This is a genomic window from Afipia sp. P52-10 (assembly GCF_000516555.1).
In the GTDB taxonomy this organism is placed as follows: domain Bacteria; phylum Pseudomonadota; class Alphaproteobacteria; order Rhizobiales; family Xanthobacteraceae; genus P52-10.
Genome location: NZ_AZSJ01000003.1, coordinates 1295787 through 1308686 on the forward strand (window position 1 = coordinate 1295787; position 12900 = coordinate 1308686).

12 protein-coding genes and 1 tRNA gene are annotated in these 12900 nt (G+C 61.4%); 8 read left to right on the top strand and 5 right to left on the bottom strand.

Features of this window, described 5'->3' with window-relative positions; translation table 11 throughout:
* Positions 1-24: 24 nt before the first annotated feature.
* The 4 genes from X566_RS07455 (at position 25) to X566_RS07465 (ending at position 5846) form a co-directional block, all read left to right on the top strand.
* Positions 25-1068, top strand: a complete 1044-nt coding sequence (locus X566_RS07455) for a hypothetical protein (RefSeq protein ID WP_051443935.1) — start codon at positions 25-27, stop codon at positions 1066-1068.
* A 139-nt stretch (positions 1069-1207) separates the two neighbouring features.
* Positions 1208-4306 (top strand): DEAD/DEAH box helicase, encoded by a 3099-nt coding sequence (locus X566_RS07460; RefSeq protein WP_244434700.1) that lies wholly within the window; start codon positions 1208-1210, stop codon positions 4304-4306.
* Between the two features lie 8 nt (positions 4307-4314).
* Positions 4315-4500 (top strand): hypothetical protein, encoded by a 186-nt coding sequence (locus tag X566_RS25280; RefSeq protein WP_244434701.1) that lies wholly within the window; start codon positions 4315-4317, stop codon positions 4498-4500.
* Positions 4501-4745: 245 nt separating this feature from the next.
* The gene (locus X566_RS07465) at positions 4746-5846 is read left to right on the top strand and encodes a hypothetical protein (RefSeq protein WP_244434702.1); all 1101 of its coding nucleotides are present in this window, start codon (positions 4746-4748) and stop codon (positions 5844-5846) included.
* Positions 5847-5954: 108 nt separating this feature from the next.
* Here the strand turns inward: X566_RS07465 and X566_RS07470 are convergent.
* From X566_RS07470 to X566_RS07475, 3 genes are all read right to left on the bottom strand, one after another.
* Positions 5955-6031 (bottom strand) — tRNA-Arg (locus X566_RS07470).
* Between the two features lie 652 nt (positions 6032-6683).
* Positions 6684-6860 carry a hypothetical protein gene (locus tag X566_RS24990; RefSeq protein ID WP_160170454.1) on the bottom strand — a complete coding sequence of 59 codons (177 nt, stop codon included), beginning with the start codon at positions 6858-6860 and terminating at the stop codon, positions 6684-6686.
* The gene (locus X566_RS07475; RefSeq protein ID WP_051443936.1) at positions 6847-7239 is read right to left on the bottom strand and encodes a LysR family transcriptional regulator; all 393 of its coding nucleotides are present in this window, start codon (positions 7237-7239) and stop codon (positions 6847-6849) included. Before X566_RS07475 ends, X566_RS24990 begins: the two co-directional genes overlap by 14 nt.
* 278 nt (positions 7240-7517) lie before the next feature.
* Between X566_RS07475 and X566_RS07480 the strand changes: the two genes are divergently transcribed.
* From X566_RS07480 to X566_RS07495, 4 genes are all read left to right on the top strand, one after another.
* Positions 7518-8402, top strand: coding sequence for a tripartite tricarboxylate transporter substrate binding protein (locus X566_RS07480; protein ID WP_160170455.1), 885 nt, complete (start codon positions 7518-7520; stop codon positions 8400-8402).
* Positions 8403-8468: 66 nt separating this feature from the next.
* Entirely contained in the window at positions 8469-9677 is a 1209-nt protein-coding gene (locus X566_RS07485; protein WP_034464894.1) for a CaiB/BaiF CoA-transferase family protein, read from the top strand.
* 30 nt (positions 9678-9707) lie between these two features.
* Positions 9708-10316, top strand: coding sequence for a flavin reductase family protein (locus X566_RS07490; protein ID WP_034464896.1), 609 nt, complete (start codon positions 9708-9710; stop codon positions 10314-10316).
* Between the two features lie 230 nt (positions 10317-10546).
* A complete protein-coding gene (locus X566_RS07495) occupies positions 10547-11245 on the top strand; it encodes a DUF2865 domain-containing protein (protein WP_051443938.1) in 699 nt (232 codons plus the stop codon).
* A 150-nt stretch (positions 11246-11395) separates the two neighbouring features.
* On the opposite strand, the gene X566_RS07500 is transcribed toward X566_RS07495, so the two are convergent.
* Positions 11396-12169 carry an SDR family NAD(P)-dependent oxidoreductase gene (locus X566_RS07500; RefSeq protein WP_034464898.1) on the bottom strand — a complete coding sequence of 258 codons (774 nt, stop codon included), beginning with the start codon at positions 12167-12169 and terminating at the stop codon, positions 11396-11398.
* A gap of 106 nt (positions 12170-12275) precedes the next feature.
* A complete protein-coding gene (locus X566_RS07505; protein WP_034468173.1) occupies positions 12276-12671 on the bottom strand; it encodes a VOC family protein in 396 nt (131 codons plus the stop codon).
* Positions 12672-12900 lie beyond the last annotated feature (229 nt).

Genomic DNA, 12900 nt, shown 5'->3' on the forward strand with positions numbered 1-12900 from the left:
ACCGCAAATGTTCGACGGCTTCCGATGACCGACACCGCGCCGGCTGACACGGAATCAGGAGCCACACCGGATACTGAGCCGCCACTGCCAACCGCGCCCGAGAACATTTCGGTCAGCTTGCGGGGCTTCGACACCGAGGAGCACGCCCGAACGTTTGGTAACCTAGTCGCGACCTATGTCCGCGCGTTGAGCCGTTACATCGACATGTCCGCCCTCGACGGCATTACCATCGCCTTCGACTACACCCAGGCGCTCCTCGAACTCGATCGAGGCTACGATACCGACCACAAGCTTACACCATCGGACGGAATCGCAATGGGCGTGGCCATGACGCCCGCTGTCATCCGTGACGGCAAGGTCAAGAGCCACATCCTCTTCAACGCCGGCGTCCTGCTTTCGCTCGAAGACGACAAGAATGAATTCTTTGAACAAGCACTCCACACGCTCGCCCATGAGTGCGCGCACGTCGAGGTGACGGAGCGCTACAACGCCGCATTCCCCGGCGTTCTGCTGCAGAGCAAATCGCCGAATCTCCACGCACATTGTCGGTCGGAGATCATCAAGGCGTGCTGGGACGAATACGCCGTCACCCAGATCTGCGCGCCTTTCGGGCAGCGTCCGACCGACGGCTACGAGGAAACCTTCATTACGGCGCTGGAACAGACGCGACCGCAGGCGAATGCCCGGATAAGAGCCTATCGCCTTCACGGCAATCTCGAAGAGGTCATTGCCGAGGTCTACGGTGCCTACGGAGAGCTCATGAAATTCGCCTGCTATCACCTCGGCAACTTGGCCGGCCTCGGTCTCACCCTCGAAGACGTGCCGAAGACAATTGCTGCCCTAAACGGCCACTGGTTCGCGCCGTTCTTCGACCAACTAAAACAGACTTGCGGGGATATCGCCGCGCAATACGGTGAGTGGACAGACCGCAGCGCGTTCGAAGCCCTCGGCGATCTGGCCGACGACATCGTCGAAGACGGAGGGATGACGATCTCCGATCATCGGGACGATGGCTCCTTCCATGTCGACATTCCGTTCACCCCCCAGACAATGCCGGGTGCATGGTGATGAGGGCGAGAATCTCTGAGTCGGTCGAACTCCAAATACTCTTCATAGTTGCGCGATTAGACGCATTTCCACATAGTCGCTTTCAGTGGGGGAAACGACCTTAGAATACTGGGGTCTACTCGGCTTTTAGGGGATAGATTTGCTCTTCGCGAAGTGGCGCGGGATCATCACTTTGCCTGCCACACCCGTCCGAAGGAGGCGGGTCGGTGGCAACCTCGTCACACAAAGCCTTTTCCTTGGAATATCGTGCAACGCTGAAATCTTCGATGGTGATGTCCCTGGGCATGACCTGATCCGAACCGACCTTACTGCGCCCTATCGGGAGATTCTGCTTCGGCGGAAGGGTGCTCGCCGCCGCACCGATCCCGCTCCGGTCGTGACCTGCGCGCTCACGGGCGAGGTGAAGGACTGGCCGAACGACATCAATGTCGCCTGGGATGGCCTTGGACGACTCGAGACCTATTGCGATACGCCAGACAAGGTCCTCGACGCCTGGGTCAATGAGTTCGCCTTCCGTGAGGAGGATGAAGGAACAGGGGCGGCGGGTCTGAGAAGGCCGCAGATCGGCGCGCTCCACGCCATCTCGGCCCACTTTGCCGTTGGTGAGGAATTTGAGCCCGCCACGGTGGTGCTGCCGACGGGTACCGGCAAGACTGAAACCATGCTGGCCACGATGGTCTACCGGCGCCTTCGCCGCGCTCTCGTGCTCGTGCCCAGCGACGCCCTTCGCACCCAAATCAGTACTAAATTCGCGAGCCTAGGTGTGCTGCCAGCCTGCGCAGTTGTGCGCGGGGAGATCCCCCGCCCCCACGTGGCGGTGATCTCGGGAGGCATCCGCTCGGCTGCTGATGCTCGTGAAATACTGGCCGGGGCCAACGTAATCGTCGCCCTGCCGAATGTACTCGAGACCTCTGATCCCGAGGCGGTGGACGTGCTTGTCGACGGTTGCAGCGACTTGATCGTGGACGAGGCCCACCACGTGGTGGCCGAGACCTGGAAGGCAGTGCGGGATCGGTTCAAGAAGAAGCGCATCCTCCAGTTTACGGCGACGCCGTTCCGGCGCGACCGGGAACGGATCGATGGCAAGATCATCTTCAACTACAAGCTCGGCGACGCTCAAGCCGCAGGCTACTATCGCCGTATCAACCTCAAGACCGTCGAGGAATACGGCGACGACGACGCCCGCGACCGTGCGATCGCCGCGGCGGGACTCGAAGCACTTCGGCGGGACCGGAATGAGTTGGGGTTGGACCATCTGCTTATGGCCCGCACCTGGAGCAAGGCACGCGCCGAGGCCGTAGCGGCGATCTATCGCGAGCTCGCCCCCGAAATGAAGCCCGTCTTAGTCTATTCCGGGACGGGGCGTGGCACGGTGAACAAGGAGGCGCTCGCGGCTATCCTCGATCGGGGAGATCAGGGATCCCGGATCGTGGTTTGCGTTGACATGCTTGGGGAGGGGTTCGACCTTCCCAACCTCAAGGTCGCGGCGCTTCACGACACTCACAAATCGCTCGCCATCACCCTCCAGTTCATCGGCCGCTTCACTCGTAAGGGCGGCGACGGCGAGATCGGCGAGGCCACGGTTGTAGCCAATGTCGCCGACCCGCGCGCTGAAGCCAAACTCGCCAATCTTTATGCCGAAGGCGCGGACTGGGATCAGCTGATCCGGCGCCTGAGCGAGGAGCGAATCTCCACCGAGCTTCGGCTTCAGGAGGTGGTCTTTGGACTCAAGGAGTCGGGAGATCTTGCCTCGCAACTCTCGCTTTGGAATCTGCGGCCAGCGCTGTCGGCGCAGTTCTTCCGCACGATCTGCGAAGACTGGTCGCCGCTGGAGTTCCGGTCGGTTCTGCCCGCCGAAGCGGAGAGTTGGTATGCCTATAATGAGGCCGAGAGGGTCCTCGTTGCGGTGGTGTGCCGAGCCGCAATGGTGAACTGGGGCAACTACCAGAACGTTCTGGACACCATCTACGACCTTCTGATCCTGCGCTGGGACAAAGAGGCAGGTGTGCTCTCGCTATATGCCAGCGACTACAATGCGCTGCGCTCGGAGCGGTTGGCGACCGCCGTAACGGACGAGAACACCAAGCTTGTGTCAGGCACGCCGATCTTCAACATCCTCAACAATGTCGAGCTGCCACTTGTGAAGAGCTTGGGGTCTTCACGGGTCGGCGCGATCAGTTTCACCTCCTACTTCGGGCCCAACGTCACTGAGGGCCTGGCCAACATTGAGAAGGCCGAGTCTGAGCTGAATAACATCGCCTGCCTTGGCTACGAGGAGGGCGAGCGCGTGCTCTGGGGAGGCACGCAGCGCCGAGGGAAGATTTGGCAAGCCAAGACCGGGACGGTCTCCGAGTGGATGCTGTGGACGTCGAGGACCTGGGGCAAGGTCACGTCCGAGGATGAACTGGGCACCAATATCACCCGCGACTTTTTGCGCCCGCAAAGGATGGACGGCCCCCACCCGTCCTATCCCATCGCCGTCCAATGGGGTGAGCAGGCCCAAATGCGGCAAAGCGATCGGCAAGCGATCCTGTTCGGTACCACGGAAGTCCCATTGATCATGGTCGATTTGGACGTCGCGGACGTGACCGACGATGGTGCGATCACAATACGACTGAGCGCCGGCGGGCTTTCCTCCGCCTATCGCTTGACCATCTCCAGCGACCTGCCTGGTGGCTACGGCCACGAACTGGTCGATGGCCCAGCCGTTCGCTTCAGGAAAGCGCGGGATGAGGCCATCGCATTGGAAGAGTACCTCCGCAAGGACCCTTTGATCGTTCGCTACGCCGACGGGACATATTCCTACAATTGCTACCACATCGCCACGAACCTCGTCGGCGGCGTCTTCGACAAGGGCCGCCTGGAGGCCTGGGATTGGACCGGCGTACCGTTAAATAAGGAATCCATGCATAAAGTACGGGACAAAGCGACGATTCAGTATCGCACCTTCGAGCGGCTTCAGGACGACTACGATGTCATCTTCAACGATGACGGAAGCGGCGAGGTCGCTGACCTTCTGTGCCTCAAGGAAGTCGACGACGGGGTGATCCGGCTATGTCTCGTCCACTGCAAAGGCGCTCATGGGGGAAAGATCTCGCAGGACATCCGGAATTTTACGTCGTTTGTGGCCAAGCTCAGAAGAACATTACCGCCAAGCACAAGGGGCTGCAAAAGGTCTATCATGATCTGCGGCGCCGCCAGGATGCGTGGCTCGCCGAGGGCGCATCTCGCTTCCTGAAAGGCGACATGAAGGCTCTTTCGTACTTTAAGGAGAAGGCGCGGCGGGCAAGGTTTGAGTTCGAGGTAATCGTGGTGCAGCCGGGAATCTCGGCCAGCGATGTCAGTGAGGACGGGCTACGGCTGCTTGCGACTACCGAGCTCTACCTCGTCAAAACGACCGAGGCGAGCTTCAGGGTCGTTGTCTCGCCTTAGAACCGTTCCCTAGGCGGAGAGGCTGTCCGATATTCAACCCGCATAGGTCCCGCTCGCCTTCGTGATGATCTTCGCGACGAGAGCGCGGCTCGCGAGTCTGTCCGAAGTTTGTATGTGTATTTCGGACGAATGGCTGGCCAGAGGACAAGTACTGAAGCGGGATAGCTATGGCAAACTTACCAGTGCACCAAAAAGCGCGGCATGTGAGCCGCGAGGAACTGTACACGCTAGTCTGGCAGAGACCGATGAGCCGTCTCGCGGAAGAGTTCGGAATCAGCGGTAATGGACTTGCCAAGATATGCGACAGGATGGACGTGCCATATCCACCACGCGGCTATTGGGCAAAAAGGGAGGCGGGCAAGCCTGTAGTTGTATTCAAGCTACCACCTCGCAGGGACGGCATTCCGCAGGTATCGGATATCTACCCCACGCCCCCCAAGCCAGCGCCGTTGCCGGAAGCCGAGAGGTCCGCGACGGTTGCCGCCGCGAAGGTAGAAGCCATTGCCGTGCCGGATGGCCTGGAAGACCTTCATCCACGCGTGAAAGCGTGGATTGTGGAGCATAAGAAGCAGCAGAGAGAACGCGAACAAGAGAGCAAACGGCGAAGGCACGAAACCTGGTGGACGCCTCGTTTGCTGCCCGATCTGACCGAACGTGACCTATATCGTTTCCGGGTCACGAGCGCGATTTTTACGGGCGTCGAGAAAGCGGGCGGCAAAATTGAGAAGTCGCCGATGACAGGAAGGGTGACCTTCGAGATTGCCAACCACGCCGTTGAATGCTCGATCGTAGAGAAGTTAGTGAAGTCGCTCAAGCAGCGCGACGAAACACGGAGGTGGACAGCCTATCCCGACCACCATCAATCCGGCCTCGACTCGTCAGGCTTCCTGCGCGTGTCGATCACTACGTACCTGGATGGTCGGCATCCCCAATGGATCGAAAGTCAGAAGACAAAGATTGGCGAGATGCTACCTGAGATCGTCGGCACCATCATGGAGGCGGGACCGATCCTGGAACAGCAGAAGCGCGAGCAAGAGGAATGGCAGAAACGGCATCGCGAGGAAGAGGCGCGGCGCTACGAGGCCAGGCGTCTCAAGGAAATCGACGACAAACGCTGGAATAAGCTCTGCGAGTTTGCAGCGAATTGGGAACAGCGCGATAGGTTCCTTATGTTTCTAGCCGAAGTGGAGAAGCGCGCCTTCGACGAAGGCGACATCATAATCGGAGACAGCGCCTTGAGCGATTGGATCGCATGGGCAAAAGAACGGGCCGAGGCGCTCGATCCGCTCCGTCGGGGCGCAGCAGGGATGTTCGATACGATTTCGAAGGTTTCGCAATGGTCATGAGCGAAGGGCGTAATCCCGAGGTGAGCGCCAGGCCCCCAATTTTACAGCACATTGTTGCGGACGCGCTGTTTGCGCAGACCGACAAGTTTTGAATCATTCACGGTGCAATGGCGCACCCATCAGGATTCGAACCTGAGACCTCCACCTTCGGAGGGTGGCGCTCTATCCAGCTGAGCTATGGGTGCCTATGCCGTCGTGCCTAGCCCGAGCGACCTCGAAGGGTCAATGGATTCGGTTGTCATCAAAACTCATGTCTCGGATCAACCTCGCAGCGTCCGCTGCCACGCTCGCCATCATATCCGAAACCATCCGATTTTTCCCTCTAGCTTGCTTACGCGATGCTTACGCGAGAATTCTGCTTACGTCGGGATCGTCGGTGCTGCCTCTAAACTCCTGTATTTATGCGATCTTTCTAATCAACCTCAAACGCAAGCACCCTTGACATCAGCCTTCGGAGGGCAACGCTCTATCCAGCTGAGCTACGGGTGCCTGAGGGCTGATCTAGCCGATTGGCCGCCCCTGGGCAACGGGAAACCGGCTGGTCCCGGATCGAACATCCGGAAGCGGGCGGCCGCAGCCCGCGGCCTTGGAGCGGCCGATCCAAAATGGCGTGGCGCAGCCGGTGAAAGACGCGACGCCCATTGAAGGCTAATCGAAGGATGGGGATCTCGACATGCGCCTACGCCCATATCCGAAGCCTTATCTAAAACTCATATCCGAGAAATCACATCCGGAGACAGCATCGGAGGCGCGGGCCGAGAGATATGTCCAATGATACGCCTCCGTCTCGCGCGATGACACACATCCACCCGCATGAAACGGCCGCCGGCCGATTCGTCACGTCATCCGGGCGAGCACCGCGATGAGCCGCCGATCGGTCATCAACAACGCATGCTGTGCGCCATCGAGAACCTCGCCGACGAAGCTCAGGAATGCAGCCCCCACATGCGCGCGCTGGATCGTGTCCGGCGATACATTCAGCGCACGATGCTCCGTATCCTCAAAGCACCGCACCTGCGGTATCGAACTCCTTCAGCGAAATCCGAATGTCCGGGCATCGCATGCGAGACCGATCCAACAGCCGCAGAAGGATTTCGTAGAACGCCGATGGCAACCCACGGTGAGACGGCCGGTTTTCGCCGGCCTCGGCGCGCCGCGCGGCCTGCTGCAGCCGATCGCATTGTTCGATCAGCCGGTACGCTTCCGGCAGCGCCGCCTCGCCGCCCTTGGTCAGACGTACGCCACGTTTGTCACGTTCGAACAGAACGACGCCGAGCGCAGCCTCTAACGCCTGTATTTGTTTGCTGAGCGGCGGCTGCGACAGGCCGAGCCCCCGTGCTGCGCGGCCCTCTTCCGCGACGGCAATGAAGGAGCGGACATGGCGCAGTTCCATGGCCGAAGTCTAGCCTGCCTGCGACTGAGACGCCGACGAACGCCAGCGTCAAATGGCCCAGCGCGATTTCCCTATATGAATGCGAACGCACCGAATTGCAGCAGCCGCAGGCTCCACTAAGGTCTCCGCCGAGGCGGATAACGACCTGCAAGGAATAACGATAAGGAGCGGGGAGGCTCGCAATGGTCCGGATTCGATGTCTTCAATTGGCAATCGCGGCCTTTGCGGCGGCAAGCATCATCGCAGGCCCAGCGGCCGCGCGGTATCCCGACCGGGCCGTGAAGGTCATCGTTCCGTTCGCCGCCGGGGGTCCAACCGATGTCGTCGCCCGGGTTGTTGCCGAGGGGTTGAGCGAGGAGCTGAAACAACCATTCGTGGTCGAGAACCGTCCCGGCGCAGGTGGCGCCATCGGCACCGATCTCGTCGCCAAGGCGAAGCCGGACGGCTACACACTCGGCGTGACCGGCACCGGCTCGATCACCATCATTCCGTTTCTCGATCCGAAGCTGTCTTACAATCCGAGCCGCGATCTCACGGCCGTCGCCATGCTGAGCACGCTCGACCTGTTGATCGTCGCCCGCGCCGACTATCCGCTCAACCATATGAACGAGCTTGTCGCCTTCGCGCGCACCAAGCCGGGTGAGTTGACCTACTCCACCGCCGGGGTCGGCACGCCGGCACACCTCGACATGGAAAATCTCTGGAACCTATCGCAGATCAAAGCGCTGCACGTCGCCTTCTCCGGCGACGTTCCGGCAATCAACGGCATCCTCAGCGGCGACGTCAATGTCGGATTGATCAGCGCATCGGCCTCGTCGCCGCTGGTGGCGGCGGGCAAGCTGAAGGCTCTCGCCTTCGGCGGACCTGGACGATCATCCGCCTGGCCCGACCTTGCGTCGGTCGCAGAGCAGACCGGATTGACCGGCTACATCGCCAACTCCTGGAACGCGTTGATGGCGCCTGCCGGAACGCCGCAGACGGTGATCGACACGGTCAACGCCGCAGTCAACAAGACGCTCGCCAAGCCCGACGTCCGCAAGAAACTGGAAGCGCTTGGCCTGACGCCGTTTTCAGGCGACGCAAAGACCGCCGTCGATTACGTGGCCCGCGACACCGAGACGCGCAAACGCGTGATCGAGCTCACCGGGCTCAAGCGCGAGTAACCGGCGACCGGCCGCAAGCCTGCGAATGCAGCTTAGACATTTCGTGCAATTGCGGAGACGTTTCGCATGACCAGACCCTTCGACGGAGTGCGGATCCTGGATTTCACCCAGGTTCTGGCAGGCCCTTATGCCACCTTCCAGTTCGCCCTGATGGGTGCCGATGTCGTCAAGGTCGAGCGGCGCGAAGGCGAGGACCTCCGCTACATGGACATGCGCCGCACACCACTCAGCAACGCGCTTCGCGAGCAGGGATTGATGCCGCGCTGGCAGGCAGTGAACGCGGGCAAGCGCAGCCTGACCCTCGACCTGCAGAAGCCGGAGGCCATCGCCATCGTCAAGCAACTGGCCGCGGAGGCCGACGTGGTGGCGGAAAATTTCCGGCCGGGCGTGATGGATCGGCTCGGGATCGGCTACGCGGCTCTCTCCGCGCTCAATCCGCGCTTGATCTATTGCTCGATCAGCGCCTTCGGCCAGACCGGTCCGGATCGCCTCGGCGCCGGCTACGACGGCAAGATCCAGGCGATGTCCGGGCTGATGGCGATGACCGGCCACGCGAGCACCGGCCCGACCCGCGCAGGCTTTGCGGTTTGCGACGTTATCGCCGGCTCGACGGCGGCGTTTGCCATCGCCAGCGCGCTCTATCATCGGAGCCAGACCGGCAAAGGGCAGCTCATCGACGTCTCCATGCTGGAGGCAGCGATCGCTTTCCTGTCGAGCGAGGTGGCGGATTTCACGATGACCGGCGTTACGCCCGCGCTGATGGGAAATCGGGCCGTCAGCCTTGCACCGACCGCCGATCTGTTCGCGACCGGCGACGGCTACATCCTGCTCGCGGTGACTTTCGAACGGCAGGTCCGCGCGCTGATGCAGGGACTCGGCCGCGCCGACGTCCTCGACGACCCGCGCTTCGCCGATGAGATCGCGCGCGGCCGCAATGAAACGGCCTTGCGCGAGATCATCGAAACCGCACTCGCAGCCAAGAGCGCGCGCGAATGGGAAACAATCCTCAACGAGGCAGGCGCACCATGCGCCAGCATCTGGACGCTGCAGGAGATCCTCGGCCATCCGCAAATTGCCGCGCGGCAGGCGATCCACGAGGTGCCGACCTCGAACGGTCCGGCGCGGCTGGCGGGCTTAGGCTTCAAGCTTGCGCATGGCGGCGGCGCCATCGATCGTCCGGCACCGCGGCTTGGCGAACATAACGACGAGGTGTTGGCCGCAGCAGGTTACACGGCAGACGCGCGCGACACGCTACGCAAGAATAATGTCATTTAAAGCTCTCCAGCCTGGGTGAGCTTGAGCGCCATGGAAATCGATGCAGCCACCCTCAATCGCGCGACGGCCTACAAGCTGATGACCGGCGCGATCGTTCCCCGGCCCGTGGCCTGGGTCACCACGCAGTCGGCGGAGGGCGTCGTCAACGCGGCGCCCTACAGCGCCTACACGCTGATTTCGCCCGACCCGCCGCTGCTCGTGTTCCACAGCTCGCGCCGAAACGGCGACAAGGATTCGGCGCGCAACATCCGCGCCACCGGCGAGTTCGTCGTCAACGTGGCTAACGAAGACCTGCTCGTGCAGATGCATCAGTGTTCGGCGAGCCTGCCGCCGGATGTGAGCGAACCCGCGACTTTCGGCATCGCCTTGAGCCCGAGCACCACCGTCACACCGCCAAGGATCAAGGCATCACCGATCTGCTTCGAGTGCAAACAGGTGCAGATGTTCGATGTCGGCAACGAGCCGCACACGGTCATCATCGGTCAGATCGTCCATTTCTATGTCGCCGATCGTCTCTATCGCGACGGCCGCATCGACCAGGCGCAGCTGCGGCCCGTCGCACGGGTCGGCGGGCCGACCTACGCACGGCTTGGCGAGCTGATCCATCTGCCGCCGCCGCAGGGCTACCGAAGCGACTGATAGAGCCTCAAACCGACCGCGCCTTCGACAAGGTGCCGCGCCGGAGCCCCTTTTCCGGCTAACCTCTTAAAACCGCTTCAAATTTTAGCCCAACAGGCCACTGGCTGCCAACCGCGTCGTAACCCTGTCATCCTGGGCAGCGATAATGCTCTGGAAAATAGTCTCAACCTCTGATAGAAAATCAGTCAATACATACAACCCGATAAGCGGATCATCGTAACGGGTCGGAAATGCGTACGTCTGCGTATCTCGCTGCCGTCGTTTTCATTGGCGCCTGTATCAGCGCGCCATCTGCCTTTGCTCAAGACCTCTTCGACCTGTTCGGGTCATCCAGCAACGATCCGATCCAGCAGGCTGCTCCACCGCCGACCCACCTTAGGGTGACCAAATCGTTCCGGAAAAAGCCCCGGCCCGCGCCTGCGAAAGTCGCGAAGGCAAGCCGGCTGTTTTGCGTTCGCACCTGCGACGGCCGCTATTATCCGATCGCTGCCGGCGGCGAAGCGACCTGCCAAAGCATCTGTCCGAACGCCGAGACATCGGTCTTCAAAGGCTCCAGCATCGAAACGGCGGTGAACAAGGACGGCAGGTCCTATGCAAGACTGCCAAATGCCCTTCGCTTCCGTAACGAAATGGTGCCGCAATGCTCGTGCCTGGCATCGAGCACGACCGGCCTGTCCTATGTCAACATCGATAACGATCCCACCATCCGCAGTGGCGATATCGTCGCCAACGCCAACGGCCTGATGGTCGCAAGCAAGGCGCGACGGAGCCGCATCACATTCCGCCCGATCTCCAGATCGCGGATCAAGGCCGAGCGCCTGCCGGCCGTGTCGGCCGTCCCGGTCGTCCTCAACAGCGAGGCGGGGACGTCGTCTTCTGCCACCTTCGCGAGCGAGACATCCGCGACCGCCGTGCCGGTTGCGCATTAGCTGAGCGCGCGCCCCCGACAATCGACGTTCGGATTGGCCCTGCGGCCGAACCCGTTCGAACGGTGCGTCACGCCTGATCCGCGCGCCCAGCTAAGTCCGGTCCCGCAAAATTAAAGCCAACTCTGCCCACTACGCCGTCATGAAGCGTCCTCAGCGCCCACGTTGCACGTCGTCAACGCGAACACAGGTTCCGGACACGAAGTCCGACGAGGGCGAGACCAGAAACAACAGCGTGCTGTCGAGCTGCGCCGGATCGCCGATGCGGGGGCGGGGAAAAGCCTTGGTGATATCGCCCTTGCGCTGGAGCATGCCATCCATCATCTCCGACATGAAAGCGCCCGGCGCGATCGCGTTGACGTTGATGTTGAACTGTGCCCACTCGACCGCAAGCGCCTCGGTCATGCGCACGATCGCCGCCTTGCTGATCGAATAGAGCGCGGCGCCATTGCCGCTGTAGTTGTAGGCGGCGGACGAGGCGATATTGACCATGCGGCCGGGAAGCTTGGCAGCCATCAGGCGCCGCGCGACCTCGCACGACAGGATGTACGGTCCGCGCAGATTGGTATCGAGTACGCGGTCGATGAGATCGACCGACATCTTGGTGGCGCGCTGCGCATCCGGAATGCCGGCGTTGTTGACCAGGATCGTAACAGTGCCGAGCCTCTGCTCGACCTGACCGACCACACCGATCAACTGATCCGCATCGGTGACATCGAGCTGCACCGGCAGGGCCTCGCCGCCCTCTGCCTTGATCTCCGCCGCCAGCTCCTCCAGCTTCTCGAGCCGCCGCGCGGTGATCGCGACCTTGGCGCCCGCCTTCGCCAAGGTCTTGGCAAAGCGCCGTCCCAGTCCGGCGGACGCTCCGGTGACGAGGGCGGTCTGACCCTTGAGATCGATCGAGAAGTTCGGCAGCGGAAATGACATGACGAAGAAGCCTGGTGCTGTTTGTTGAGATACCGGAAGTGCAGTCATGAGCGCATGCGGCAACGCGCGGGGCGCTCCCCACCGTTGCCGCAGCAGCGTGAAAATGTCAGCGCTGGACCAGTTGGGTCAACACACCGCCGGTCATCGACGGATGCACGAAGACCTGTCCCTTGACCGGGTTGCCGGGCCCGGGATCGCCGACCAGGCGAATGCCCTTTTCGCGCAATTCGGCAATGGTCTTCTCAAGATCGTCGACCTTCATGGCGATCAGGTGCACACCTTCGCCGAGGTCGTTCAACCGCTTGGCGATCGGCCCTTTGTCACCCAGGTTCGAGACCAGTTCCATGTAGGAATCGGGGAAACGGAAGAACGCCATTTTCATCCCCGCGGCCTCGTTGTCGCGGCGCTCGCTGACATCCATGCCGTAGATGGTCTTGTAGCGATCCACGGCTGCGTCCAGATCCTTGACGGCTACCACGATATGATCGACGCCTTTGAACATGTGTCTCCTCCCCTTGTTCTGGTTGATCGACCGTAGCAAGCGGACCGGCATCGCGACAATCGCCGAAAGCACCGTCTGCAACGTCAACGCTGCATGCAAGGTCCACGCAAACCGCACATGTATTGGTGAGCGAACAGCCGCGACGATAGACGCGTATCGGTCTTGTCATCTCCGTTTTGAACAGCGCCGCGCCGTCTCCGTTAACCATCGAGCCGGCGCGTCAGGTTTG